A 25,910-nucleotide genomic window follows, 5' to 3' on the forward strand; every position below is an offset into this window, starting at 1 on the left:
TGGACATATCTTGTTAACAGTCGACAGCGCTGGACCTGGTTCAGCCGCTCTTCGAAAGGGAACCACCATGAGCAACGAAGCTCTGAACATGCGGGGGCCGGTCCACGGCACCAAGGACGCCAAGCGTGTCGCTATCGGCTCGGGCGTCGGCGCCGTGATCGAGACCTACGACTTCATTGGCTTCGGTACTGCGGCCGCCCTCTATTTCGGAACCGCGTTCTTCCCCACGGGCGACCCGGTGACCGGAACGCTGGCAGCCTTCGCCACGCTGGGCGTCGGCTTCGCTGCCCGCCCGCTGGGCGGCATCATCGGCGGCCATCTCGGCGACAAGGTAGGCCGCAAGCCTGTCCTGGTCACGTCCCTCATCCTGATGGGCGTCGCGACCTTCCTGATCGGCCTGCTTCCCACCTACAGCCAGGTGGGCCTGCTGGCTCCGGCCCTGCTGGTTTTCGTCCGCATCGTGCAGGGCCTGGCCTTTGGCGCCGAATGGGGCGGGGCGATCCTGATGAGCTACGAGCACGCACCGTGGAAGGCCAAGGGCAAATACACGGGCATCGTGCAGGCCGGCTTCCCGGTGGGCCTGCTGCTGGCCAACCTGGTGTTCCTGGTCAGCGTGAACCTCGGCGGCGAGCTCGCCTGGCGCATCCCCTTCCTGGCCAGCATCGTGCTGGTGGTTGTGGGCCTGATCATCCGCTCCAAGGTTCCCGAGTCCCCCGTGTTTGACGAGGTCAAGGACAGCGGCGACATCGTGAAGTCCCCGATCGTCGAGGTCCTCAAGACCGACTGGCGCAACATCGTGAAGGGCATCGGGCTGCGCGTGGCGGAGACCGCCGGCTATGCCGTATCCATCACCTACATGATTTCCTACCTCCACACGCAGCAGCTCGCCGACAAGACCCAGACCCTGGTGGCCCTCTGCATCGCCTCCGCCGTAGGCATCATCGCCACAGCGGCCTGGGCACGCCTGACGGACAAGGTCGGCCGCCGCCCGGTCTACATCTGGTCCTGCGCCTTCGCCCTGCTGTTCGCCATTCCGATGTTCCTGCTGGTCAACACCGGCCTGTTCATCTTCATCATCGCCACGATCGTCATCTCCTACGCCGTCTGCCAGAACTCCCTCGCAGGAGCACAGGGTGCATGGTTCCCCGAGCTGTTCCAGGCCAAGACCCGCGCTTCCGGCGCCTCCCTGGCCTACCAGATCTCCGCCATGGTCTCCGGCTTCACCCCGTTCGTCACCACCCTTCTGTTCGTCAGCTTCGGCTGGATGGGCCCGGCAATGCTGTTCGGCCTGTACGCGGCAGTGGGCCTTTGGGCAGCCGTCGCCACCCGCGAAACGTGGGGCAAGCGGGAACGCCAGCTGGCTGATGAAATCACCAAAAGCACGCCCCAGTCGGTGAACGCCTAATGACCACCGTCAACGAAGCCATCCCGCAGGAACTGCACACCAGCGACCTCTCCGAGAAGGAAGAAATGACCACGGAAACAGCCACAGAACGCCTGGATCGGGTCAGTGCCGCGGCGTACCGGATCCGGCATCACGCCCTGAACATGGGCGAGGTCCAGGGCCAGGGCTACGTGGGCCAGGCGCTGGGAGCCGCGGACATGCTCGCCGTCGTGTACGCCGACCAGCTCCGCTTCCGCGCGGAGGACCCGCACTGGGAGGCCCGTGACCGGTTCCTGCTCTCCACCGGGCACTACGCGATCGGCCACTACGCGGCCCTGGCCGAGGCGGGCATCGTCCCCGTTGACGAGCTCGAAACCTACGGCTCGGACGATTCCCGGCTCCCGATGTCCGGCATGTCCACCTACACCCCCGGCATGGAAATCTCCGGCGGCTCCCTGGGGCACGGACTGACCATCGCCGTCGGCATGGCGCTGGGCCTGCGCTACCAGGGATCTGAGTCCCGGGTCTTCAACTTCCTCTCCGACGGGGAACTGGACGAAGGCTCCACCTGGGAGGCTGCCATGGGCGCCCACCACCACCAGCTCGGCAACCTGACCGCCATGGTGGACATCAACGCCCTGCAGGCCGACGGCAAGACCGACACCGTGCTGCGCACCGAACCCATCACCGAAAAGTGGGAAGCCGCCGGCTGGTACACCCAGCGGGTGGACGGAAACGACGTCGCCGCACTGCTCGCAGCATTCGACAATGCAGCAGCCCAGGCCGACACCAGCGGACGGCCGTCCGTGATCCTCTGCGACACCAAGGTGGGCCGCGGCGTGCCGCTGCTGGAGGACCGCGAAAAGGCGCACTTCATGCGCATCGAAGAACACGAATGGCAGACCTGCCGCGAGCAGCTGACCGCAGGATACGAAGGAAAGGCCGCCCGATGAGCACCACCACCACGGCCGCGAAGCCGAAACTGAAGACCTCGGCGATGATTGCGTCCTTCGCCGATCCCGGCCAGAAGACCACGTCCGCGCCGTTCGGGCACGCCCTGGTCAAGGCCGCGCAGGAGAACGACAGGATCGTGGGCCTGACCGCGGACCTGGGCAAGTACACGGACATGCACATCTTCGCCCAGGCCTTCCCGGAGCGGTTCTTCCAGATGGGCATGGCCGAGCAGCTCCTGTTCGGCGCCGCCGCGGGCCTCGCCGAAACCGGCCTGGTCCCCTTCGCCTCGACGTACTCCGTGTTCGCCGCCCGCCGCGCCTACGACTTCCTCTGCCTCGACGCGGCCGAACCCAACCTGAACGTCAACATTGTGGGCGGCCTTCCCGGCCTCACCACCGGCTACGGCCCCAGCCACCAGGCCACCGAGGACATGGCGATCTTCCGCGGCATGCCCAACCTGACCATCGTGGACCCCTGTGACTCCATCGATATCGAACAGGCCGTCCCGCAGCTGGCAGCCAGCGAAGGACCCACCTACCTGCGCCTGCTCCGCGGCAACGTCCCCACGGTCCTGGACGAGTACGACTACACCTTCGAGCTCGGCAAGGCCAAGGTCCTGCGCGGAGGCAACGACGTCGTCTTCGTCTCCAGCGGCCTGATGACCATGCGTGCCCTGCAGGCAGCCAAGGCCCTGGAGGCACACAACGTGGACGTCGCCGTCGTCCACACCCCTACGATCAAGCCGTTCGACGCCGAAACTGTCCTGGCCGAGATCAACACCGACCGCCTCGCGGTCACCTTGGAAAACCACAGCGTGGTGGGCGGGCTGTTCGAGACGGTCGCCTCGGCAGTGGTCACCGCCGGCCTCGGCAAGCGTGTGGTGCCCGTGGCCCTGCCCGACGAATTCCTCGACGCCGGCGCCCTGCCCACCCTGCACGAACGCTACGGCCTGTCCGTTCAGCGCATCGTGGCAAAGGTGCTCGCCGAACTCGGCTGAATCAGCCTCCGCTGGAGCGCAGCCACGGCAGGAGCGCAGGGTCGGTAGCTGGCCCGCCGCTCCTGCCGTGGCATCATTGTTAACACGGCAGCTGTAGACAGTTGACCTCTGACCTTGGGGAGAATCCGATGGCCACAGCAACCCTTCTGGGACTGGAAAAGAAAAGCCTCCGCGAGCAGGCGCTGGCCGCGTTGCGCACCGCCATCACCAGCGGCGCACTCGAGCCGGGCCGCCACCTGGTGGAAACCGAGCTGTCCGAGATGCTGCAGATCAGCCGCGGGACGCTCCGGGAGGCCCTCCGGCAGCTTCAGCAGGAAGGCCTCGTCTCCGCGGGCGCCCGTGGCCGGCTCTCGGTGCGCCACCTGGACGCCAAGGAAATCCGCGACATCTACTCGGTCCGGGCAGCGCTGGAATCCCTGGCGGCCCGCACCCTGTGCGAATTGCCGGACCGCCAGCACGTTATCGGCTCGCTCCGCACAGCCATCCAGGCCATGGAGGCTGCCACCCACGGCACCATGGAGGAGCGGGTCGAATCGGACCTCGATTTCCACCGCACCATGTGCCGCCTGACCGGCAACGAGACGCTGCTGCACTCGTGGGAATCCCTGGAAGGGTCCATCCGGATGTCCATCATGTTCGCCGGACTCGACAAGGGCGTGCGGAACATGAGCGTGGACCGGCATAACGACATTGTTGCCGCAATCGAGACGGGCGACGCCTCCCTGGCCCGCAAGACCATCCACGAACACATGGAGTCCGCCGCCGCGGTCCTGGTCGCGTAGATTTAGCGGCCACACTCCCCTCACTCGCCGAGAGGTGGGATCTCGAGGCTTTCGCCCGGCGAAAGCGAGGAGATCCCACCTCTCGCTGCTTTTGCGGCACCCTGAAGCAATCCATTTCGGCCGACACGCCCGCAGCCCGTTTAGGCAGCAGGAGCCCTGGGTATCTGAACCAGTGCACCGTAACCGACCATCCGACTGAACGTACTCAACGCCCCAATGGAGTCATCGTTCGCGACGGACTTATCGTCTCGGAAAGGCGGTGATCATGGATCGCCATACTTCTGCCAGCTGGGCCTCCAGCCAGACCATCAGCGATGCCGCGCTGGATGTCCTTATCCCCACCTGCAACCGGCCTGCCGAACTTGCGGTTACGCTTGCGGGGCTCGCGGCGCAGGACGGCCCTGCCTTCCGGGTAGTGGTCAGTGACCAGTCAGACGGGCCGCCGGCCTGGGAGCATCCGCCGGCCGCCACCCTGCTTCGGGTCCTCCGTGCCCAAGGCACCACCGTGGAGCTGCACCGCCACCTCCCGCGCCGCGGCCTTGCCGAACACCGGCAGTTCGTCCTGGAGCAGGCCCGGACGGACAAGGTGCTGTTCCTCGACGACGACGTGTGGCTGGAACCGGGCGCGCTGGCCAGGATGGGCGAGGCCCTCGATGCCCTGGGGTGCGGCTTTGTGGGCATGGCCCCTCAGGGTCTTTCCTACCTGGGCGACCGGCGTCCCGAGGAGACCATTACCTTCTCACCGTGGCAGGGGCCCGTGACCCCCGAGCGCATCCGTCCCGGCGAGGAGGGCTTCCAGCGCTGGCCCCTGCACAGCGCGGCCAACCTGAGCCACGTGAGCGCAGAACTGGGACTTAGGTCCGGGCAATGGCTTCCGTACAAGGTGGCATGGCTGGGCGGATGCACCATGTTCCGGAGGCAGGCTCTCGAGGACGCCGGCGGCTTCCGGTTCTGGACCTGCCTGCCGCCCGAACACTGCGGCGAAGACGTGGTGGCCCAGTGGCGGGTGATGGAAAAATTCGGCGGCGCGGGCATCCTTCCTTCGGGTGCCGTGCACTTGGAATCCCCCACCACGGTTACGGACCGCCGCGTGGAGGCCTTCGACGTCGTGCTTGCAGAGAACGGAACCACCCAACAACTAGCCGAAAGGTACGGACATGGCTGACGCCCCCAACCCCATTCAGATCCAGAAGTTCCTGGGCGGAATCGACTACCCCGCCAGCAAGGAAACCCTTATCAGCCGGGCCAAGGAATCCGGCGCCGACAGCAACGTCCTCGATGCCCTGCAGAACATTCCGGATAAGGAATATGACAGCCCGACGGACGTAAGTTCGGCTGTCTCCGGCGGATAGGTGCACTGCCGCCCCGCTATACTCGGCTGCAATCATGAGCAGCCTTCCTTCAGCCCCGAGCACCGTCCGCGTCGACGCCTGGTTGTGGGCCATCCGCGCCTACAAGACCAGGTCCGCCGCCACCGCCGCATGCCGCGCCGGGCATGTGCGCATCAACGGGAACCCGGCCAAGGCCTCGCAGTCACTCGTGCCCGGCGACACCGTGCGGGTCCGCCAGCCCGGCTATGAGCGCATCCTCGAGGTGCGCCGGCTCATTGCCAAGCGTGTCGGCGCAGAGGCAGCCTCCCACTGTTTCACGGACCATACCCCGCCCCGGCCGGTGGCGCCGGCGCTCGGGCTGCCGCAGCGGGACCGCGGAACCGGGCGGCCTACCAAGAAGGACCGCCGCGAAATGGAGCGCCTGCGCGGACTGGGCTGACCCGCCGTCTGGATGCGGCTTCCGTCAGTCCTTGACCTGCTCGCGGCCCTCGCGCACCTCGAACTCCCCCACCTCCAGGTCAGCGGCGCCGAACGCCGCCGGCAGCAGGGTCAGGTGGACAGCACCCGACGACGTCGCCTTGCTCCCGGCAAGGGTAAAGGCCGACGGCGTGATGCCGGGTTCGAAAAGCCGCTTGCCCTGTCCCAGCACCACGGGGAAGATAACCAGCCGATATTCGTCCACCAGCCCGGCGTCGTGCAGGGCGCGGACCAGCCGGTGGCTGCCATGGACCTGCAACTCCCGTCCCGGGCCGGATTTGAGGTCGTCAACGGCCTCGAGGAAGTTCGCGGGGAGGATGGTGGTGTTGTTCCAGGTCGCGTCGGTGAGTGTTGAGGACACCACGTACTTGGGCAGGCTGTTGAGCGCCTTTGCCACTGAGTCGTCCGGGTCCGTGACCTGCTCCCAGTACGGCTGGAACATCTGGTAGGTGGTGCGGCCAAGGAGGATGGCGTCGGCTTCGGCGAACCACCCGTTCACCATCCTGCCCAGGTCATCGTCGAAGAGCGGCACCAGCCAGCCGCCGAATTCGAAGCCGCCGCTGGTGTCCTCGTCCCTGCCGCCCGGGCCCTGCATGACACCATCCAGGCTCACGAAGGTATTGACGGTGAGTTTCATGATGGGCCCCTTGGTGTGGTTTGTGGACTGGCCGCGGGAGGTCCGCCGGGATCGACGGGTCCCATGTCCAGGCGGAACGGAGGATACTCATCCCGCATCAGCGCCACGTAGGCAGCGACCCGGTAGACCCAGCGGTTGAGCCCGACCAGCAGGTCGAACAGGCTCCGCAGGTACCTCCCGGTGAACAGCAGGATGACGCCGGCGATGAAGGCCAGGAGCGTGAGCAGGGAGACGGCGCTGCCCACCGAGTAGCTGCCCGCGCCGGCGAGGTCGTCGTCCGACGCCGCCACCCAGGTGCGTGAGGTTCCCGCGAGCACGCCCACAATCAGGAGGTGCGGGATGGCGAGCAGCCAGGACTTGACCAGCACCAGGCCGCGCGAGAGATGGTCGGGATAATCAACCTCAAAGTCGGCCGGGTAGTCGGTGCGGGCCAGCGTGAAGGGCGGGTAACGGTCCGTGCCGATCGCCGTGAATGCGTAAAAGGACACCCGCCAGCTCCAGCGCAGCACACCCACGTTGAAGTTGAACAGCGAGTGCGGGTAGCGGGCGGTGAACAGGATCGCGAACCACGCCACGATCGTGGTGACGATCAGTGCGAACCAGAGGAAGAACAAAACGATCAGGTGCGGGATGGCCAGGAACCACTTGACCAGCCACATCCACCGGGACAGCGCCGGGTCCACGTGGCCGGTCAGGCGGGCAGGGTACCTCGGGTTTTCGAGCTGGTCGACGACGACGGCGGGCGGCGGTGCGCCGTCCCCGCCGCCGGCGGCAGAGCCGGGCGCCGGGTAACCAGGCGCCGGGTACGAGGCCGGATAGCCCGGCGCCGGGTAGGAAGCCGGCGGCGTGCCCGGAGGTCCGCCGGCTCCGGGCGGAACGCCCGCACCTCCCTGCCGCGCGCCTTCACCTCCGCCCGGGACGGCTGAGCTGGCTAACGGACCGGTGACGCCGGCAGCGGCGGGAGGTGCCGCCGTCGGGGTTCCGGGATATTGGCCCGGCGGATACTGTCCGGCAGGATGCTGTCCCGGGGGAAGGTGCTGTCCCGGGGGAACGTGCGGCGGCGGCCCGTGCCGCCCCAGCCCCATGGCCCCGGCAACGATCAGTGGCACCCCGATAACCAGCAGCACCATCCCGGCAATGAGCAGCCAGAGGAACAGCGGCCAGAGCAGGTCTGAGCGGACGCCGGCCTGCAGATCCGCGGACACCGGCGCGGTGGCGTCGGCATTCATGACCACCAGGGTCCAGCTGCCGGGAAGGATGTTCCATTTGAGTTCCTGCGTACCGGTGCCCTCGGCGGACGCAACCCAGAAGTCCTGGGCTCCGGGGCGGGCAGGGGTCCGGGTCCCGGGCACTTCGTTGTAGTCGACCCTGAAGGGCCGCAAATTCAGTTCCCGGATTTCAGAGCGCTTGACTCCCTCGAGATAGCGCGCCGCGTCCTGCTGGGGTGCGACGCCAATGAAGATCCCCTTGCCGGGCGTGGCTGCCGATCCGCGGAGCAGGATGCTGCCGGCGGTATCCGCCGGAATGACGTCCGGCAGCCTGCCGGTGACCATGACGTCCAGGCCCGTGGTGGTGATTGCGGAAGATGACGCATCGAAGCGGTGCGACTGGGTGCTGAAGTACCCTTCGTCCCGCTGCTGGAAGTTGAGCCAGCCAACGCCTGCAGCACCGGCAAGCAGGCCAAGGCCAAGGAGTGCGGCGAGCGTGCCCAGGACGAGCATCACCATGCGACCGGGTTTCATGCCGGCTCCTTGTCCCGTGCCTTGCGGCGGGGCTTATCCGTGAGCTTGTGGTCGGCGTGTTTGTGCCCGTCGTGGGCGTGGTCGCCGTGCCTATGGTCCGGATGTTTATGGTCAAGCCCGCGGGCACCTGGCCGGGGATCCAGGATGCTGAGCCGGCATGGCTTGTCGGACGTGCCTTCACCGCTGAGCTCGGTGATCTGCACCGGATCGTGGAGCGCGGTGATGGTCTCCGTCGTCGCCCGGGCCATAGTCAGGTCGAGGACGATCTCCTTGCCAGGCAGCAGCGTCCTGGCGCGCTTGGCCACCACGTAGAGTGCCCGGATGTTGGCCGGCGTCAGGGTCCCGCGGACCTCAATGCAGGCCCGCGCCATGTTGGAATCGATGTGAACCACCATCTTGAGGCGATGATGGGGGGCCGTATGGTCCATCGGCGCTCACGTCCCCCCGGCGGACCACCGCTGCCCAAGGCGGCGCGGTCCGGCCACTCGCAGGGACCGGATCTTAACGTTCATGGGTCAACGCCTCCCCGACTTCGTTGTCGGAACCGTGTCACGTACAGGATGCACCCTCTGGCCAGCGCTGGGAAGAGAGGCGTTCCCGCGGACCCCTGCCCGTACCGGAGCAGCAGGCATAAGCTACAACCAGAACGGATGTTCTCTTCACCGCCGGAGTGGTCAACATGGACACTGAATTCGCCCAGGTCATCGATCATGATGTCACCACCATCACCTGCGTCTGCGGCAACACCGTCGGCAATGAGGGCTTGATCCAGGCCAACTCGGAGGGCATCCCCGTTTACCGCGGCAGTGACGCACCTGTCCCCGCCGGGTTGGCCATGTGGCCCGAGGACGAGGACCTCTATACCCTGTGCCCGTCGTGCGGCCGCGTGTACCGTGACGCCATCATCGAAGAGACGGGAACGGCGCCCGTTGCGCTTCAGGTCGATGTCAGCACCGGCCCGGTCGCAGAGGCCATCCGGGTTCACTGGAGCCTCGACCTCTAACCTTGCTGCCGGCCGAGTAACCTGGCTGCCGCCGTCGGAATTGCCCGCGCGCCCACTCCGGCACAAGCGTAGAGTGGCCTAAGACGCCTGATTCTTGGAAGCTCTGCAGCTAGGGAGTAATCGTGACGATTGACTGGGACGAAAAGAAAGCCCTGTTACAGGAACCGAACATCGCGGCAGTGACGCAACTGTGCGATGAACTCATGGAGAAGAAGCCGGGATCGATCGTTCCCTATATCGATCCCGTCCATGACGAGGACGAATGCCGGATCGTCAGCCTCCAGGTCAGCCCGGGCAAGGGAACTGAGTCCGGTTTCGTGTCCCATTTCAACGACGACGAGGCCGCCCGCCGGGCCACCCAGATCTACGAGCTCGCCGAGCTGGATCCGCGGTATGTGATGCCGTGGAATGCCTACCCGTGGGTGCGGGAGCCGGACATGCCCTCGGCCCTCAGCGTCCAGGAAAAGACCGATGGACTCCGTCCTTTCCGGCAGTTCATGAAGATCAACAGGCGGGTCTCGGCCATCATCGCCCACGGGACTGACGCCGCCACCTTCCTGACGCTCTTCGAGAAGACCTACCATTCCTCACTCAAGAACAACGGCATCAAAATCTATAAGGCCAGCGCGCTCGGCGGGCGGGCCTTTGCCGTTTCCGAGGCCAAGCAGGAGGAGCTCCTGAACAAGAGCGTGGAGGTCTACAAGGACGCCATGCAGCGCGCGGGCATCCAGCACCTTTAGCTGCCGGCCCCTGCCGGGTGAAAAGCGTGCTCGACTGGCTGCTCGATTCCGACCCTTCGATCCGGTGGCAGGTCCTGCGCGACCTGACGGATGCACCCGCGGAAGAGGTGCGCGCCGAACGTTCCCGTGTGGCGGTGGAAGGTTGGGGTGCCCGCCTGCTCGCCCTGCAGGGCGAGGACGGCCAGTGGGACGGCGGCACGTTCTTCCCGGTTCCGTATGGGTCCGAGGCCGGCCAACCGTGGACCGCCACGACCTACAGTCTGCTGCTTCTGCGCGACCTCGGACTCGACCCTGGCAGCGGGGAAGCCCGCGCCGCTGTCCGGAAAGTTCGGGAGAACAGCCGCTGGGAGGAGGGCGGCCAACCCTTCTTTGAGGGCGAGGTGGAGCCCTGCATCAATGGCAAGGCAGTGGCCCTCGGGGCGTACTTCGGCGAGAACGTCGGCGGCATCGTCCAGCGGCTCCTCGGCGAGCAACTCACTGACGGCGGCTGGAACTGCGAGGCGGAGCGGGGGTCCGTGCGCTCGTCATTTGCAACCACCATCAACGTGCTGGAGGGGCTCCTGGAACATGAGCGGGGCACCGGCGGCACTCCGGAATCCATTGCCGCCCGCAAGCGCGGCGAGGAGTACCTGCTGCAACGTGCGCTGCTCCGGCGCAAGAGCACTGGGGAACTCGTGGATCCGGACTGGCTCCGGTTTTCCTATCCGACCCGCTGGTTCTATGACGCGCTGCGCGCTCTTGACTACTTCCGGGACGCGTACTTGCAGGACTCATGCGGACCTCCGGACGGCCGCCTTGACGAGGCCGTCGGGCTGCTCCGCTCAAAACGGCGCCCGGATGGCACCTGGCTGCTCGAGAACACCCACCCCGGCCGCATCCACTTCGCCATGGAGGATGGCGACGGACGCCCGAGCCGATGGAATACGCTTCGGGCACTGCGGGTGCTCCGATGGTACGACGGCGGTGTGGAACCCTAGATTTCCGGGTCTTATCCCTCCAGCAGCCTCCGCCGGTGCTTGAGCTCCTTGACCCACGCTCTGGTGACCATGTCCGGAAAAGGCGAGGCGCCGCCGTCGCCCGTTGAAAGGGAGCCCGCTGAAACGGCAGCGGTAGAGGCAAAGGCCGTCCCGGCTTCGAGGTCCGCGAGCAGCGGGCCGGCGGCCTTCAGGGCCAGGTCCACGGCCTGTGCGGCGGTGCGTTCAGGCAGCCCCAGCCCGGTGGCCCAGGCCAGGAAGTGCTTGCGGGAGATGCCGCTGCGCTTTCCCCCGAGGGTCAGCGCGAGCGTCTTGTCCCCGTAAACCACTGTGGAGGGGATGTCGTAGACGGGCGCGATGGACCATTCGCCGTGCGGCTGCTGCACTATGGACACGTTCTTCGCGTGCAGGTCACCGTTGCCGCTCAGCAGGGCGAAGGCGGCCTGGATGGCGAGGTTCCGCAGCGCCGGCAGCGGCGCCGCGCAGTATTCGGCGAGCGCATGGCACACCGTACCAAAGCCCACGTTGTACTTGTCCGCCGGGTACAGCTTCAGCACCTGGGCGCCGTCCTCGACGGCGAGGCGCTGCACTGCGTCATCATCGTTGGTGCCGCCGCTCCCCAGCGGCACGCGGTCGAAGCGTTCCACCAGCAGGCCGGGCCGGCCGACGACGTCGCGCATCAGCTGCACCCGGCTCAGCGGAATCCTCAGCTTCGCGGCGTAGCGGAACATGATGAACTCGTTCTCCACCACGTGCGGGAATTCCGGGGCATTGAGCTTGAGGATGAACCGGCGCCCGGCGCTGGCCACGGGCATCGAAATCATTCCGGCGGAGAGCTTGTCCTGCACGCCGGCGAGCGCCACCGGATCGATCAGGCCCGAGTCCCCCAGCAGCTCATCGAAATCCACAGGCCGGCGCGGATCCACCTCGACAGCGTGCTCCTCCGGGTCCAGCGGCTCCCCGTGGCCCACGATCTGGACGTCGCCCACCGGGTTTCCGCCCGCGGCGATGAGCAGCGAGAGGTCGTCATCGGCGCTGGTCTTGATGGACCGGCGCAAGGCGTTCAGCCGCCGGCCCTCCGGCAGCAGGCCAGTGAAGTACGGCGGGGCAGCCCCTGCTCCGGAGAGCACGGGCTCCTGTGACAGCGGAAGCGAGCTCGCCACGGCGGGGCGGCCGCTCTGCAGATAGGGAGGAAGATAACTGAACTTCGTGCCGCCGTCGTGCCGTTCCAGCCGAGCAGCCAGCACACCCCGCTTGTAGATGTCCGCGATGCGGTGCCTCACGGCCGGTCCTCCCGTTCGCCGGGGTCTTCACCTTCCGGCGGGGCGGACGACGGCGGAAAGGCCGACGGCGGCTGGGTCACCAGTGCCTGTGCCACCAGCGCGCGGGCTGCCGCACTGGTCCGGGTGGCGAGCTGCAGCTCAAGCCCGAGCGTATCCAGCAGCGCCAGCAGCGTGTCCAGGCGGAGGCTCGGCTTGCCCTGCTCTACGAAGCGGACGAAGCGTTCGGAGACTCCGGCCATGTCGGCCAGGTCCTGCTGGCTCAGCCGGAGGTCGGCACGGCGGGTGCGCACGGCCGCTGCGAGCTGGGCGGGAAAGGGGCTGGCCACGGCTCCCCCTCCTCCAAGACTAGGAACGATCGTGCCGGTTTTGCTGCTTAGCTTCAAGGTACTCCCGACTCACCCTCCGCACAAGAGCAGAATCGGAACGAACGTACCGGCCGTCTTGGCCGCCTCCTTCGCAGCCGATACAGGCGGGATCAGGGGAGAGTTCGACCGAGTGCTCTCCGTCGAGGACGCACAGGCATGGAAGCCCCACCCATCCTCCTACCGGTACGCAGCCCAGGAGTGCGGAGTCCAGGAGAATGACATGCTGCTGGTCGCGGTGCACCCCTGGGACATCCACGGTGCGGCCCGCGCCGGCCTGCGCACCGTCTGGGTCAATCGCACCAGAACGGCCCCGTAGACGGCCCCGTGATGCTGGCTTCGGACTCCACAGGGCAGGCGTTTGACACCCGGCTGTGACCCGTGCCATATTCTTAACCGTGAACCTGTCAGACAGCCGGACAGCCGGACAGCAACCCGGATCCAGCACCTTTCCGCTGGCCCGCCTCAGCGCGGCCGAAGCTGTCTTCAACGCCATCCGCGGCGACATCCAAAGCGGCGAGCTGGCCGTCGGCGCCAAGCTCAGTTCGGAAGCCGCCCTGGCCTCGCAATATGGGGTGAGCCGTTCCGTGATCCGCGAGGCGCTGCGCTCCTGCACCGCGCTCGGCCTGACAGTGACCAAGACCGGACGGGGAACGTTCGTCGTGGCCGACCATGTGACCAACGACCTCATCCTCGGCCAGTTCTCGGCCCGGGACCTCACCGAGGCGCGTCCGCATATCGAAGTTCCCGCAGCAGGCCTCGCCGCGGAGCGCCGCACCGCCGAGGACCTGGAAGTCCTTCGCGGCATGATGGCGTCCATGGCCGCGGAGACAGATCCCGAAGCGTGGGTCGCGCTCGATTCAGCCTTCCACGCAGCCATCGCCCGCGCCAGCGGCAACAAGGTGTTCGAGAGCGTGGTGGCGGACATCCGCGACGCCCTCGCACACCAGTCCGAAACGCTTAACATGGTGGCCGACCGCCAGCACGCCTCCGACGTCGAGCACCGACTCATCCTCGACGCCATCGAAGCCGGGTCCGCGGGAGACGCAAGCGCCGCGATGGCCGGGCACCTGCGCGCCGTCGGCGAAGCGCTCGATTCGATCCTCAACCAGTAAACGCCAGCAGCAAACCCACCACCCAAGGACTCCATGCCCTCCCCCGCCATGCCCGCAAGCCCCCAATCGGCCGCGCCTGCAAATGCCGCAGCCTCCGCTGCACGTCTTCCGAAGCACGAGCCCCTCGCCTTCCAGACCCGGAACGGCATGGTCGAAAGCGTGCACTACGGCTCCCTGGTCGCCACCGCGCCCGGCGGCCGCACCCTGCTCTCCGCCGGCGAACCCCGCGCCCCGTTCTACCCCCGGTCCTCCCTCAAGCCCCTGCAGTCCGTGGCCATGGTCCGCGCCGGACTGGACCTGCCCGCCGACCTGCTGGCCCTCACCGCGGCCAGCCACTCCGGTGCGGCCCGGCACCTCGACGGCGCCAGCCGCATCCTGGAGCTCCACGGGCTCACCCCCGCGGCCCTCGAAAACAGCACCGACCTCCCCTACGGCGTCCGCGAACGCGAGGAGTGGCTGCGCGGCGGGGGCCGGCCCACCCAGCTGGCACAGAACTGCTCCGGCAAACACGCCGCCATGGCCGCCACCTGCGTCATCAACGGCTGGCCGGTACAGGGCTACCTCGACCCGTCCCACCCGCTGCAACAGCTCGTCGCCGAAACCGTCACGGAACTCACCGGCGAGGAGCCTGCCGGCATCAGCACCGACGGCTGCGGCACCCCCCTGTTCGCCCTGACTCTTGCGGGCATGGCCCGCGCCTTCGGCCGCCTCGCCTCCGCCGACCTGCCGGACGGAATGTTCGACGGCGGTGCAGCCGCCGCCGAAAGCCCGGAAGCCGCCGTCGCGCATTCCATGCGCCGCCACCCGGAGATGGTGGCCGGCGAGGGCCGCGACGTCACGGAGCTGATGCGCCTCCTGCCCGGCGCGCTGGCCAAGGACGGCTTCGAAGGCATCCAGCTGGTGGGCCTGCCGGACGGCCGCGCCGTCGCCGTCAAGATTTCCGACGGCGGTGACCGGGCCCGGATGCCCGTCACCGTCCGCGCGCTGGAGGCGCTCGACGTCGACACCTCCGCCCTTGCGGGCATCGCCACCGGAGCGGTCCTGGGCGGTGGCCGCCCCGTGGGCCTGCTGCAGGCCGCAGATTTTCCCTTCCTGTCCCCGACCGACGACGTTCTTTAAGGACTGCACATGACCGAAACACAGACCCTGCCGGATGCCCCACCCCTGTCCGGCACGCGTTCCGAGCACGACCTGCTCGGTGACCGAGACATTCCCGCCAGCGCCTACTGGGGCGTGCACACCCTCCGCGCGGTGGAAAACTTTCCCATCACGGGCCAGCCGCTCTCCACTAACATGCACCTGGTCCGCGGCCTTGCCGCCGTGAAGCTCGCGGCCGCCCGGACCAACCTGGAACTCGGGCTGCTGGACGCCGAACGCGCCGCCGCCATCGAACAGGCCTGCACCGATGTGATGAACGGCGAACTCAGCGAGCAGTTCGTCGTGGACGTGATCCAGGGCGGGGCCGGAACGTCGTCGAACATGAACGCCAACGAGGTCATCGCCAACCGCGCCCTGGAAATCCTGGGCCACCCCAAGGGCGACTACGCGCGGCTGCACCCCAACGACCACGTGAACCTCAGCCAGTCCACCAACGATGTCTACCCCACAGCGGTGAAACTCGGCACGATCTTCGCCGCCCGCGAGCTGCTCTCAGCGCTGGCGGAACTCGAGGAGGCGTTCGCGGAAAAGGCCATGGAGTTCCGGACCGTGGTGAAAATGGGCCGCACCCAGCTCCAGGATGCCGTTCCCATGACCCTGGGCCAGGAATTCGGCACCTATGCCGTGACCATCGGCGAGGACCGGCAGCGGCTGGCAGAAGCGGACCTGCTCATCCACGAGATCAACCTCGGCGCCACCGCGATCGGCACCGGGCTCAACGCCCCTGCCGGCTATGCAGAGGCCGCCTGCCGCCACCTTGCCGAGATCACCGGGCTGCCGCTGGTCACCGCCGTCGACCTCATCGAGGCCACCCAGGACGTGGGCGCGTTCGTCCACCTCTCCGGCGTGCTCAAGCGCGTGGCCGTCAAGCTGTCCAAGATCTGCAACGACCTCCGCCTGCTGTCCTCCGGACCGCGTGCCGGCCTTGGCGAGATCAACCTGCCTGCCGTCCAGTCCGGCTCCTCCATCATGCCCGGCAAGATCAACCCGGTGATCCCGGAAGTGGTCAGCCAGGTGGCCTACGAGGTCATCGGCAACGACGTCACCATCACCATGGCCGCCGAGGCCGGGCAGCTCCAGCTCAACGCCTTCGAACCGGTCATCGTGCACAGCCTGCACAAGAGCATCTCGCACCTCGAGGCGGCCTGCCGCACGCTTACGGCCCGCTGCGTCACCGGCATCACCGCCAACACCGAACGGCTCCGCCTCACCGTGGAACAGTCGATCGGCCTGGTGACCGCGCTCAATCCGCACCTGGGCTACGCCACCGCCACCGCCATCGCGCAGGAAGCCCTGGCCACCGGCCGCGGCGTGGCCGAGCTGGTCCTGGAACACGGCCTGCTCACCGAAACCCAGCTGCAGGAGCTCCTGAGCCCCGAACGCCTTGCCAACCTCAGCAAGTAGCAAGATTCCTCCCCCAACAGGAAATCAAAGGACCCCCATGAGTAACCAACCCATCACGGACCATACGGTCCCGGCCCAGGCGCATGCCACTGAGACCCTTCTCCATGCCGAAGACAAGGGCTACCACAAAAGCCTGAAGCCGCGGCAGATCCAGATGATCGCCATCGGCGGTGCGATCGGAACAGGGCTGTTCCTCGGCGCCGGCGGCCGGCTCAACGCCGCCGGACCGTCCCTGGTCATCGCGTACGCCGTCTGCGGTTTCTTCGCCTTCCTCATCCTCCGTGCCCTCGGTGAACTGGTGCTGCACCGCCCGTCGTCGGGCTCGTTCGTCTCCTACGCCCGCGAGTTCTTCGGCGAGAAGGCGGCCTTCGTCTCCGGCTGGTTCTACTGGATCAACTGGGCCACCACCACCATCGTGGACATCACCGCCGCAGCGCTGTACATGAACTTCTTCGGCAACTACGTCCCCTGGATCGGCGCGGTGCCCCAGTGGGCCTGGGCGCTGATCGCGCTCGTCGTGGTGCTCGCCCTGAACCTTGTCTCGGTCAAGGTCTTCGGCGAGCTTGAATTCTGGTTCGCCCTGATCAAGGTTGCCGCACTGGTCGCGTTCCTGATCGTTGGCACCTACTTCGTCATCTTCGGTACCCCGGTGGCCGGCCAGGAGGTCGGCTTCAGCCTCATCACCGACAACGGCGGCATCTTCCCCAACGGCCTGCTGCCCATGATCATCCTGATGCAGGGCGTCCTGTTCGCCTACGCCTCCATCGAACTCGTCGGCACCGCCGCCGGCGAAACCGAAAACCCGGAAAAGATCATGCCCAAGGCCATCAACTCCGTGGTCTTCCGGATCGCCGTCTTCTACGTTGGCTCCGTCATCCTGCTGGCCCTGCTACTGCCCTACACGTCCTACGAAAAGGGTGTCAGCCCCTTCGTGACGTTCTTCGGCTCCATCGGCATCCAGGGCGTGGACGTCATCATGAACCTCGTGGTCCTCACCGCGGCCCTGTCCTCGCTCAACGCCGGCCTTTACTCCACCGGCCGGATCCTGCGTTCCATGTCCGTGGCCGGCTCCGCCCCGAAGTTCGCCCAGCGCATGAACAAGGCCGGCGTCCCCTACGGCGGCATCGCCATCACCGCCGGCGTCTCCCTGCTGGGCGTTCCGCTGAACTACCTCGTCCCGTCCCAGGCCTTCGAGATCGTCCTGAACATCGCCTCCGTAGGCATCATCGTCACCTGGGCCACCATCGTCCTGTGCCAGCTCCAGCTCAAGCGCTGGGCGGACAAGGGCTGGCTCAAGCGCCCCTCCTTCCGGATGTTCGGTGCCCCCTACACCGGCTACCTGTCCCTGCTGTTCCTGGTCGGCGTGCTGGTCATGGTCTTCATCGACTCGCCGCTGACCCTCGTGGTCACGCTCATCGCCATCGCGCTCATGGTGGCCGGCTGGTATGCCTGCCGCAAGCGGATCCACGAGATCGCCGAGGCCCGTGAAGGTTTCACCGGCATGTCCCCCGTGGTCGCCAACCGCCCCGGCCCGGGCGGCGCGGACCGGATCTAACCCGCGAGGCAGCACCTCCCAGCAACATAGCGCGAACGGACACTTGTGGCCCCAACCCGAAGGGCCACAAGTGTCCGTTCGCGCTTAAGCCGTTTGGTTTCGGATGTTGACCGCTGTTTGGGGCAGGAGTACCTTACTGGCCATGCTGTAACCCTTTGGGCCGCCCGCCCATCACCCGTCGATGCGGGCATCAGCCCCGTATCCGAATCACGCCACGGCAGACCGCGCGACGTTGCCGCCTGCCAAGGTGCATCCGGTCTCTGCCGGTGTGGACGGCCACCGTCCTGGCCGTTACCCCTGCATGATGCCCGCCCACACCGGCTGCAATCACAGCAACCGTGCGCCGCCGCACCCCGGCTGCGTACCAGGTCCCGGGACCAGCGCCCCGGATGAATCGGAGTACCCCATGGACAGCAGCTCCTTCCAAACCCTGCAGGAGAAAGTGCGGGGCCAAGTCATCACGACTGACCAGGCAGACTACGACGACGCCCGGGCTGTCTACAACGGAACGATCGACAAACGCCCTGCGGCGATCCTGCGCGTGTCGCAAGTAGCGGACGTCATTGCCGGCGTGAATTTCGCGCGTGACCAAGGCTTGGACCTGGCACTGCGCGGCGGCGGCCACAGTGCGCCCGGGTTTGGGACCTGCGACGGCGGCCTCGTCCTCGACTTTGCCGGCTGCCGAGGAGTGCGCGTGGACCCTGCCACGTCCACGGCACGGGCCGAAGCCGGAACGACATGGGCGGACTTCAACCATGCAACAAGCGCCTTCGGCATGGCCACCACGGGCGGCATCATCGGATCGACCGGCGTTGCAGGGCTTACCCTGGGCGGAGGGATCGGGTACCTCGCCCGGAAGTACGGCCTGTCGTGCGACAACCTCAGGTCGGCTGACGTTGTGACAGCCGACGGGAACTTCGTGGTCGCCAGCGCAAGGGAAAATGAGGACCTCTTCTGGGCGCTTCGCGGCGGAACCGGCAACTTCGGCGTCGTGACTTCGCTTGAGTTCAACCTGCATCCCGTAGATCTTCTCTACGGCGGCGTGATCATCTACCTGCTGGAGCATGCGGACACTGTGGCCCGGTTTTACCGGGAGTACATCGCCACGGCACCTGAGGACATGGGTGTGTTCCTGGGCTTCCACCAGGGGCCACCCGTCCCGTTCTTGCCGGAGGAGTATCACGGAAAGCCCGTGGTGGTCCTGGTGGGCGGCTGGACCGGCCCCCATGACGAGGGCGAGCGCCACTGGCAGAAGTTCCTCGAGATAGCACCCGTTGCCGGCTCTTTCGTGGGACCGCTTCCCTACACGGTCCTCAACACACTTTTCGACCCGATGCTTCCCAAGGGCCTGCAGGCCTACTGGAAAGCAGAGTTCCTGCCGCAGCTCAATGATGACGCCATCCGCGTTGCCGAGAAGTTCGCAAGGGCCATTCCAAGCGTCCAGACGGCCAACCACTACTACCCGATTAATGGGGCCGCCCAGCGGGTTGGCCGGGATGAGACGGCTTTCCCGTACAGGGACGTCAACTTCGCAGTGGCCATCGCCGGCATGTGGGAGGACCCCGCCGACAACGAAGCGAATACGAAGTGGGTGCGGGACTACCACAGTGAACTCCACGCCCATGGTGCCGGCGCGGGCTACGTGAACTTTCTCGATGCCGACGACCAGCCCCACATCGAGGACAACTATGCGGGAAACTACGCCCGGCTGGCCCAGGTGAAGGCCAAATACGACCCCGGCAACCTGTTCCACGTCAACCAGAACATCAAACCAGCAGCCGGCTGACCCTGTGACAGCCCGCATAACCGGCCTCTTCTGCACCGCTTTCCTCTCCCTGAGGACGCCGACGCCGCGGCCCGGCCCGGCAGCCAGCCCCACCGGGAAAGCGGCGCAGAAATGCCGGGAACTCAAGTTCAGCGGGCTACATCTGATCCCAATCGGCCTACCATTGAGGCATCCGGGGTGTGGCCCGCGGTGGGCGGTGCCGCTCCGGTGCACCGAAGGGCCGGATCAATGGACGTCGTCGTCATCGAAACCCCGCAGCTAGGGGACCGCAGCTACCTGGTCCACGACGGCCGCGTGGGGCTGGTGGTTGATGCCCAGCGGGACACGGACCGCATCGAGGAGGCCGCACGGAAGGCCGGGGTGCAGATCACCCACGTGGCCGAAACCCACGTCCACAACGACTACCTCACCGGCGGCCTGATCCTCGCGCGCGCCCACGGCGCCAAGTATCTGGTGAACGCCGCTGATCCGGTGGGCTATGAACGGGAACCCGTGGCGGACGGGCAGGAAGTGCAGATCGGCGGGCTCATCCTCCGGGCCGTGGCAACTCCGGGACACACCCACACGCACCTGTCCTACATCGTCACGGATGGACGTGCCCGTGCAGTGTTCTCGGGCGGGAGCCTGCTCTTCGGTTCCGTGGGGCGCACCGATCTCCTCGGCCCCGGAGACACCCCCGGCCTGACACGGGACCAGTATGCGTCCGTGCACCGGCTCGCGGAAGAAGCCGGTCCCGATGCCGCGCTCTACCCCACCCACGGGTTCGGCTCGTTCTGTTCGATCGGCCCGGCCACCCGCGCGGATGCCTCAACCATCGCGGAGCAGCGGACAGCCAACCACGCACTGACGGACCCCGATCCGGAGCACTTCGCGGCGGAGCTCATGGCCAATCTGTCCGCCTACCCGTCCTATTACGCGCACATGGCCCCCATCAACATGACCGGCCCCGAGCCGGCTGACCTCAGCCTGCCGGAGTCACTCGGCGCCGAGGAACTGACGGACCGGCTGGCCAGGGGCGAGTGGGTGGTTGACCTGCGCCACCGCATGCTGTTCGCCAGCAACCACCTGCAGGGCACCGTCAGCTTCGAGTACGGCTCGGGCGGGAGCTTCAGCTCCTACCTAGGCTGGGTCCTGCCGTGGGGCGAGAAGCTGACGCTCGTTGGTGACCGCGAAGACCTGCAAAACGCAGTGCGGGACCTTTCCCGCATCGGCATCGACCGTCCTGATGCCGCGGTGGGAACAGAACCCCGCGAACTCGCCCCGCGCGCTCCGGTTGCCTCCTATCCCCGGGCCGGCTGGCCCGCCGTCGTCCATGAAAAGCCCGACGGCGACATCATCCTTGACGTCCGACGTGAAGACGAGTTCACCAAGTCCCACCTCGCCGGTGCCATAAACGTCCCGCTGCACGAGCTGCTGGACCGCCTTGGCGACCTGCCCGATGGCCGCCTTTGGGTGCACTGCGCCAGCGGCTACCGTGCCGGCGTGGCGGCCAGCCTGCTGCAGCGGGCAGGCCGGGACGTGGTGCAGATCGATGCCCGGTTCCGGGACGCCGCGGCCGCCGGCGTCGCATTGCAGATGCAGATGCAGCCGCTGCAGCGGAGGTAACCGCGCTATCCGTAACCGGGGCGTCCGGCCCGGATTGCAAAGTCCAGTGTTGCAAAGTCGATGTTGCAAAGGAGAACAACGATGGATGCTGAAGGCAAAGTGGTTGTTGGCGTGGACGGTTCGGACTCCTCGGTGGAGGCCCTCCGTCTGGCGGCCCGGCTGGCACCCGGCCTGGGCGCCCATGTCCATGCCGTGGCCTGCTGGCACTTCCCGGAAATGTATGCCGGGTACATCCCGCCGGATTTCGAGGCGTTCGAGGCCTCGGCGGCCAAGGTCCTTGCCGAGTCCCTCGAGAAGGCGTACGGGCCGGATGTCCCTGAAACGCTGACCAGTGAACTGGTGCGCGGCCCGGCCCCGGCGACTCTGGTGGAGGCGTCGGCCGGCGCGGCGATGCTGGTGGTGGGGCGCCGCGGCCATGGCGGGTTCATGGGGCTGCATCTGGGCTCGGTAAGCACCGCCTGCGTGGCACATGCCGAGTGCCCGGTCCTGGTGGTGCACACCAAGGATGACCACCACCGTACCCACCATTTCCGCAGGGGCGCCGCCTCCAAGGATGCCAACCAAGGCATGGCGCACGGCACAACAACAGACGCGGCCACACGCTGACGCGTCCCCGTAACGCAACGCACCTGCAACCCCGTGCCGGCGTGCCATCGCCTATGCTCGGCTGAGCAGCCCGAAAACCAGGCAGCTCAAAAATGGCTCAACGTCGAACCACGGGAGATACCTCATGACCAACTGGCGGATCCGGGACTTCCACTCCGCGGACCTGGACGGCATCCTGCACCTCTGGGAGTCGCTGAAGGCCACCAACGTCGAGCCTGTCTATGCACTCTCGGAGGTGCTGGCCTCCTGCGAAAAGGACCACGCCGTGGTCGCGGTGCAGGGCGAGCAGGTGGTGGGCGCCGCCGTCGGCCGTGCCGCGCATGACCAGGGCTGGATCGTCTTCCTGGCCACGCTGCCCGAGTTCCGCGGCCGGGGCATCGGCACCTCGCTGCTGGCCGCCGTCGAAAACCGGATGGCCCCGCACGGACTGAACAAGCTTTCCGCCCTGATGCCCGAGCTGGAGACCCGGGTGGAGGCCTTCCTGAGCCGCGGCTTCGTGCTCAAGAAGAACCTGCGCTATTTCGAGCGCACCATCCCCGTGCAGCGCCAGGAACTCGAGCCCCTGGGCCAGCTGGGCGGCCGCATCCTCGCCCGGAACCTGTGGGAGAACGTGGCCGGCATGCGCCGTGAGAAGGAGCTGCTGGAGCGCCGCCTGGTCCTGCCGCTGGCCGAGGCCGACCTCGCCGACGAATTCGGTGTGGTGCCGCCGCGGGCCGTGGTGCTGTTCGGGCCGCCGGGCACCGGCAAGACCACGTTCGCCAAGGCCATCGCCTCCCGGCTGGAGTGGCCGTTCGTGGAGGTCTTTCCGTCCCGGCTGGCCTCGGACCCCAAGGGCCTGGCCGGCGCGCTGCGGGAGACCTTCCTGGAGATCTCGGAACTCGAGCACGCGGTGGTGTTCATCGACGAGGTGGAGGAGATCGCGTCCCAGCGCGCCGGCGACCCGCCCTCGCCGCTGCAGGGCGTCACCAACGAACTGCTCAAGATCATCCCGGCCTTCCGCGAGCAGCCGGGCCGCCTGCTGGTGTGCGCCACCAACTTCATCCGCGCGCTCGACTCCGCCTTCCTGCGGCACGGGCGGTTCGACTACGTGATCCCCATCGGCCTGCCCGACCCGCAGGCCCGCGAAGCCATGTGGCAGCGCTTCATCCCCGCCGCCGTGGTGGACGACGTGGACGTGGAGCAGCTCGTGGACCGCACCAAGGGCTTCTCCCCTGCGGATATTGAGTTTGCGGCACGCAGTGCCTCCCAGCGGGCGCTGGAGAAATCCGTCTACGGCAATGGCGGCGACGGCGGGCTGGCTTCCGGGGGCGGCGTTTCCGTCCGCGAGGCGGTCCGGAAGGGTCCTACCACCGAGGACTACCTCGATGCCATCGCGGACACGCGCACCACCGTCAGCGAAGAGGTGCACCAGGAGTTCCTGGAGGACATCGACGCCCTGGGCCGGGTCTAGGCTGCCCGGGTCTTCCAAAGCAACGCGGAGTCAGATACGGCCCAATTCAGGGCCTGGATTGGGCGCTAAATGACTCCGCGTTGCAGGGTGGGGAACCCGCGATACCTTTGATCCATGCCCTCTAATCCCCTCCGGCACGCGGTGGCCCGCATGGGCGGCCGCGACCCGCACCAGCCTCACCGGACAGCCACCCCCCTGGAACTCTTCTTCGACCTGACCTTCGTAATCGCCTTCGGCGTGGCTGGCAACCAGTTTGCGCATGAGATTGCGGAGGCTCGCTTCGGCGTCGGCCTGCTCGGCTTTTCCTTTGCGATGTTTGCGGTGATCTGGGCCTGGATCAACTTCACCTGGTTCGCCAGCGCGTACGACACTGACGACTGGGTGTTCCGGGTGGTCACCATGGTCCAGCTGCTGGGCGTCCTGGTCCTGACCATGGGGATCGAACCCATGTTCCACTCCCTCGTTGAGGGGAAGTACGTGGACAACACCATCATTGTGGGCGGCTACATCATCATGCGGCTGGCACTGATCTCCCAGTGGCTGCGCGCCGCCAGGCAGGACCCGGCCCGGCGGACGACGTGCCTGCGCTACGCCCGCTACCTGGCAGTGGTCCAGCTGGGGTGGGTCGCGGTGCTGTTCATCCAGGCCGACGTGCTGACCACCTTCCTGATGATCGCACCGCTGTATGTCCTGGAACTGGGCACCCCGTACTGGGCCGAGCGGAACGCAAGAACTCCCTGGCATGCCCACCACATTGCCGAACGCTACGGCCTGCTGGCCATCATTGCCCTCGGTGAGTGCCTGATTGGCGCAGTCGCCACTCTCCGGGCCATCGTGTCCAACCACGGCTGGTCTGTTGATGCGGCCCTGGTGGGTGTCGGCGGCACGGCCCTCGCCTTCGGCATGTGGTGGATCTACTTCATCCTGCCTGCCGGCCGGGCCCTGCACCTGCAGCGGCACCGCTCGTACTTCTTCGGCTACGGCCACATTCCGATCTTCGCCGCCATTGCCGCCACCGGGGCAGGCCTGCACGTCGCGGCGTATTACATCGACCATGCCGCGCACATCAGCGCCGCCGCGGCAGTCGCCACAATCGCCATTCCCGTTGCACTGTTCAAAGTCTCGCTGACAGCCCTCTTCAGCGTGATGACGTGCGTCGACCGCACCCTCATCGCCGTGACCACGGGCGTTTTGCTTGTGCTCGCAGCAAGCGTGGCACTGGCGGCCGCGGGCGTTTCCGTTCCCGTCTGCCTGCTGATCATCGTGGCTGGGCTCGGCGCCTCGATCGTCATCGATGAACGCCGGAGTACGGACCTGCTGCACGCCGCGCTGGAGAAGATGGAGCACCGGCACAAGACCGCCTGAAGCCCACGGGTCTGGACAGTCCCGGCAGCGGACCCGCCACTACAAACCGGTCCACACCCAGGGTTCGCGCGGCAGCGCGGCAGGCTTGAACTCCCGCAGGGCCTCCTCGAGTGACGGGCCCGGCAGGCCCAGCGACTCCAGGATGGTTCGGCGTAAGGCTTCCGCGGGGATTCCGACGGCGGCCAGGTCACCGAGGGTGACCGCCCCGTCCCGCTTGGCCAGCCGCGCGCCGTCGGCATTCACTACCAGCGGCACGTGGGCGTATTCCGGAACGGGCATATTCAGCAGGGAGGCCAAATATGCCTGCCGGGGCGTTGAGGGCAGGAGGTCGTCGCCCCGGACCACCTGGTCTATGCCCTGCTCGGCATCATCCACCACCACGGCCAGGTTGTACGCGGTCACGCCGTCGTTCCGGCGCAGCACAAAGTCATCCACCATTCCGGTGAACGGCCCGTGCAGCACATCCTCCGCGGTCCATTCCGTGACCGAGGAACGCAGCCGGATGGCCGCCGGGCGCGTGGAACGTTTGAATTCAAGCTCCGCCGCCGACAGTTCCCGGCAGGTTCCGGGGTAGGCACCCTGCGGCGCATGCGGGGCAGAGGGCGCCTCCTGGATTTCACGGCGGGTGCAGAAGCATTCATACGTCAGACCGGCGGCCGCCAGCTGTCCGATGGCTGCCGTGTAGAGCGGCTCGCGGTCTGTCTGGCGCACCACCGCGCCGTCCCAGGTCACTCCGACGGCGGCCAGGTCGCGCAGCTGCACGGCCTCGGCCCCTGCCCGTGCCCGGTCGAGGTCCTCGACGCGCAGCAGAAACCGCCGGCCGGTGGAGCGGGCAAAGAGCCAGGCAAGGATGGCCGTCCGGAGGTTTCCCACATGCAGCTCACCGGACGGGCTGGGGGCGAAACGGCCTGCACGAGTCATGCCCTCCACCCTATGCCGAACACCACAAGAGCCCCTCAGCTACCGCGCACTCCGGGCGTTGGCCGGGAATCGGTGGCTCAGGGGCTCTTGCCGTGCCTGTCCCGGACGGAACTCCGTCAGGGAAGCGAGGCACTTCTTGCGGAAAGACGAATGCGTGAACAAGTGTCAATCAGCGGCGGCGTCCTTGCGGGAAGCGTGGTCCAGGGATCCGGGTGGTGTGCCGGGAACCTGTAGCCTGCCGGCTGTGGGGGTAACCACCGCCTGCGTTGCCACTATCTG

At 67.0% G+C, this 25,910-nt stretch carries 26 protein-coding genes; 20 read left to right on the forward strand and 6 right to left on the reverse strand.

Translation table 11 applies throughout. The features are described 5' to 3' along the window. The first annotated feature begins 67 nt into the window (after positions 1-67). From ACFTR6_RS12130 to ACFTR6_RS12160, 7 genes are all read left to right on the forward strand, one after another. Positions 68-1,405 (forward strand): MFS transporter, encoded by a 1,338-nt coding sequence (locus tag ACFTR6_RS12130; protein ID WP_076799617.1) that lies wholly within the window; start codon positions 68-70, stop codon positions 1,403-1,405. A gap of 65 nt (positions 1,406-1,470) precedes the next feature. Next, positions 1,471-2,337 carry a transketolase gene (locus ACFTR6_RS12135; protein WP_076803669.1) on the forward strand — a complete coding sequence of 289 codons (867 nt, stop codon included), beginning with the start codon at positions 1,471-1,473 and terminating at the stop codon, positions 2,335-2,337. Further along, positions 2,334-3,335, forward strand: coding sequence for a transketolase family protein (locus tag ACFTR6_RS12140; protein ID WP_087872836.1), 1,002 nt, complete (start codon positions 2,334-2,336; stop codon positions 3,333-3,335). The genes ACFTR6_RS12135 and ACFTR6_RS12140 overlap by 4 nt, the downstream gene beginning before the upstream one ends. A 128-nt stretch (positions 3,336-3,463) precedes the next feature. Next, positions 3,464-4,117, forward strand: a complete 654-nt coding sequence (locus ACFTR6_RS12145; protein ID WP_087872835.1) for a GntR family transcriptional regulator — start codon at positions 3,464-3,466, stop codon at positions 4,115-4,117. A 265-nt stretch (positions 4,118-4,382) separates the two neighbouring features. Continuing rightward, entirely contained in the window at positions 4,383-5,282 is a 900-nt protein-coding gene (locus tag ACFTR6_RS12150; protein ID WP_377958105.1) for a glycosyltransferase family 2 protein, read from the forward strand. Beyond that, positions 5,275-5,469, forward strand: coding sequence for a DUF2795 domain-containing protein (locus ACFTR6_RS12155; RefSeq protein WP_076799614.1), 195 nt, complete (start codon positions 5,275-5,277; stop codon positions 5,467-5,469). Before ACFTR6_RS12150 ends, ACFTR6_RS12155 begins: the two co-directional genes overlap by 8 nt. Before the next feature lie 34 nt (positions 5,470-5,503). After that, the gene (locus tag ACFTR6_RS12160) at positions 5,504-5,887 is read left to right on the forward strand and encodes an RNA-binding S4 domain-containing protein (protein ID WP_087872834.1); all 384 of its coding nucleotides are present in this window, start codon (positions 5,504-5,506) and stop codon (positions 5,885-5,887) included. Positions 5,888-5,911: 24 nt separating this feature from the next. Here the strand turns inward: ACFTR6_RS12160 and ACFTR6_RS12165 are convergent, their stop codons facing one another. From ACFTR6_RS12165 to ACFTR6_RS12175, 3 genes are read right to left on the reverse strand one after another with little or no spacing between them, the layout of a single operon-like run. Beyond that, complete coding sequence (locus tag ACFTR6_RS12165) at positions 5,912-6,562, reverse strand: dihydrofolate reductase family protein (protein WP_377958106.1); 651 nt, start codon at positions 6,560-6,562, stop codon at positions 5,912-5,914. After that, a complete protein-coding gene (locus ACFTR6_RS12170) occupies positions 6,559-8,304 on the reverse strand; it encodes a DUF4389 domain-containing protein (RefSeq protein WP_377958107.1) in 1,746 nt (581 codons plus the stop codon). Before ACFTR6_RS12170 ends, ACFTR6_RS12165 begins: the two co-directional genes overlap by 4 nt. Next, positions 8,301-8,699, reverse strand: a complete 399-nt coding sequence (locus tag ACFTR6_RS12175; protein WP_377958108.1) for a hypothetical protein — start codon at positions 8,697-8,699, stop codon at positions 8,301-8,303. Before ACFTR6_RS12175 ends, ACFTR6_RS12170 begins: the two co-directional genes overlap by 4 nt. 284 nt (positions 8,700-8,983) lie before the next feature. Between ACFTR6_RS12175 and ACFTR6_RS12180 the strand changes: the two genes are divergently transcribed. The 3 genes from ACFTR6_RS12180 (at position 8,984) to ACFTR6_RS12190 (ending at position 11,024) form a co-directional block, all read left to right on the forward strand. After that, positions 8,984-9,307, forward strand: coding sequence for a hypothetical protein (locus ACFTR6_RS12180; RefSeq protein ID WP_377958109.1), 324 nt, complete (start codon positions 8,984-8,986; stop codon positions 9,305-9,307). Positions 9,308-9,429: 122 nt separating this feature from the next. Continuing rightward, positions 9,430-10,047, forward strand: coding sequence for a uracil-DNA glycosylase (locus ACFTR6_RS12185; RefSeq protein ID WP_076799605.1), 618 nt, complete (start codon positions 9,430-9,432; stop codon positions 10,045-10,047). A 26-nt stretch (positions 10,048-10,073) separates the two neighbouring features. Beyond that, positions 10,074-11,024: a hypothetical protein gene (locus ACFTR6_RS12190; RefSeq protein WP_377958110.1), complete on the forward strand. Its 951-nt coding sequence runs from the start codon at positions 10,074-10,076 to the stop codon at positions 11,022-11,024. Positions 11,025-11,035: 11 nt separating this feature from the next. Here ACFTR6_RS12190 and ACFTR6_RS12195 read toward each other — a convergent pair whose 3' ends face one another. Both ACFTR6_RS12195 and ACFTR6_RS12200 read right to left on the reverse strand, forming a co-directional pair. Continuing rightward, entirely contained in the window at positions 11,036-12,304 is a 1,269-nt protein-coding gene (locus ACFTR6_RS12195; protein ID WP_377958111.1) for a type II toxin-antitoxin system HipA family toxin, read from the reverse strand. Beyond that, positions 12,301-12,630, reverse strand: coding sequence for a type II toxin-antitoxin system Y4mF family antitoxin (locus tag ACFTR6_RS12200; protein ID WP_087872827.1), 330 nt, complete (start codon positions 12,628-12,630; stop codon positions 12,301-12,303). Before ACFTR6_RS12200 ends, ACFTR6_RS12195 begins: the two co-directional genes overlap by 4 nt. 115 nt (positions 12,631-12,745) lie before the next feature. Between ACFTR6_RS12200 and ACFTR6_RS12205 the strand changes: the two genes are divergently transcribed. The 10 genes from ACFTR6_RS12205 (at position 12,746) to ACFTR6_RS12250 (ending at position 24,710) form a co-directional block, all read left to right on the forward strand. Beyond that, entirely contained in the window at positions 12,746-12,985 is a 240-nt protein-coding gene (locus ACFTR6_RS12205) for an HAD-IA family hydrolase (protein ID WP_377958112.1), read from the forward strand. 79 nt (positions 12,986-13,064) lie between these two features. Further along, positions 13,065-13,781 carry a FadR/GntR family transcriptional regulator gene (locus ACFTR6_RS12210; protein ID WP_377958113.1) on the forward strand — a complete coding sequence of 239 codons (717 nt, stop codon included), beginning with the start codon at positions 13,065-13,067 and terminating at the stop codon, positions 13,779-13,781. Between the two features lie 33 nt (positions 13,782-13,814). Continuing rightward, on the forward strand, positions 13,815-14,900 hold the full coding sequence (locus ACFTR6_RS12215; RefSeq protein WP_377958114.1) for an asparaginase: 1,086 nt from the start codon (positions 13,815-13,817) through the stop codon (positions 14,898-14,900). 9 nt (positions 14,901-14,909) lie between these two features. Further along, the gene (locus ACFTR6_RS12220) at positions 14,910-16,343 is read left to right on the forward strand and encodes an aspartate ammonia-lyase (RefSeq protein ID WP_076799594.1); all 1,434 of its coding nucleotides are present in this window, start codon (positions 14,910-14,912) and stop codon (positions 16,341-16,343) included. Positions 16,344-16,380: 37 nt separating this feature from the next. Further along, positions 16,381-17,898: an amino acid permease gene (locus ACFTR6_RS12225; RefSeq protein ID WP_076799592.1), complete on the forward strand. Its 1,518-nt coding sequence runs from the start codon at positions 16,381-16,383 to the stop codon at positions 17,896-17,898. Positions 17,899-18,304: 406 nt separating this feature from the next. After that, complete coding sequence (locus ACFTR6_RS12230; protein ID WP_377958115.1) at positions 18,305-19,684, forward strand: FAD-binding oxidoreductase; 1,380 nt, start codon at positions 18,305-18,307, stop codon at positions 19,682-19,684. A gap of 228 nt (positions 19,685-19,912) precedes the next feature. Further along, positions 19,913-21,289 carry a rhodanese-like domain-containing protein gene (locus ACFTR6_RS12235; RefSeq protein ID WP_377958116.1) on the forward strand — a complete coding sequence of 459 codons (1,377 nt, stop codon included), beginning with the start codon at positions 19,913-19,915 and terminating at the stop codon, positions 21,287-21,289. Between the two features lie 81 nt (positions 21,290-21,370). Then, positions 21,371-21,895, forward strand: coding sequence for a universal stress protein (locus ACFTR6_RS12240; RefSeq protein ID WP_377958117.1), 525 nt, complete (start codon positions 21,371-21,373; stop codon positions 21,893-21,895). Positions 21,896-22,019: 124 nt separating this feature from the next. After that, positions 22,020-23,345 (forward strand): ATP-binding protein, encoded by a 1,326-nt coding sequence (locus ACFTR6_RS12245; protein ID WP_076799588.1) that lies wholly within the window; start codon positions 22,020-22,022, stop codon positions 23,343-23,345. A 114-nt stretch (positions 23,346-23,459) separates the two neighbouring features. Further along, positions 23,460-24,710 (forward strand): low temperature requirement protein A, encoded by a 1,251-nt coding sequence (locus ACFTR6_RS12250; RefSeq protein ID WP_377958118.1) that lies wholly within the window; start codon positions 23,460-23,462, stop codon positions 24,708-24,710. A gap of 39 nt (positions 24,711-24,749) precedes the next feature. Here the strand turns inward: ACFTR6_RS12250 and gluQRS are convergent, their stop codons facing one another. Then, positions 24,750-25,631 (reverse strand): tRNA glutamyl-Q(34) synthetase GluQRS, encoded by an 882-nt coding sequence (gene gluQRS, locus ACFTR6_RS12255; protein WP_377958119.1) that lies wholly within the window; start codon positions 25,629-25,631, stop codon positions 24,750-24,752. Between the last annotated feature and the right edge of the window lie 279 nt (positions 25,632-25,910).

Origin of the sequence: Arthrobacter sp. NPDC057009, from assembly GCF_042673905.1 — a bacterium.
Lineage (GTDB): Bacteria > Actinomycetota > Actinomycetes > Actinomycetales > Micrococcaceae > Arthrobacter.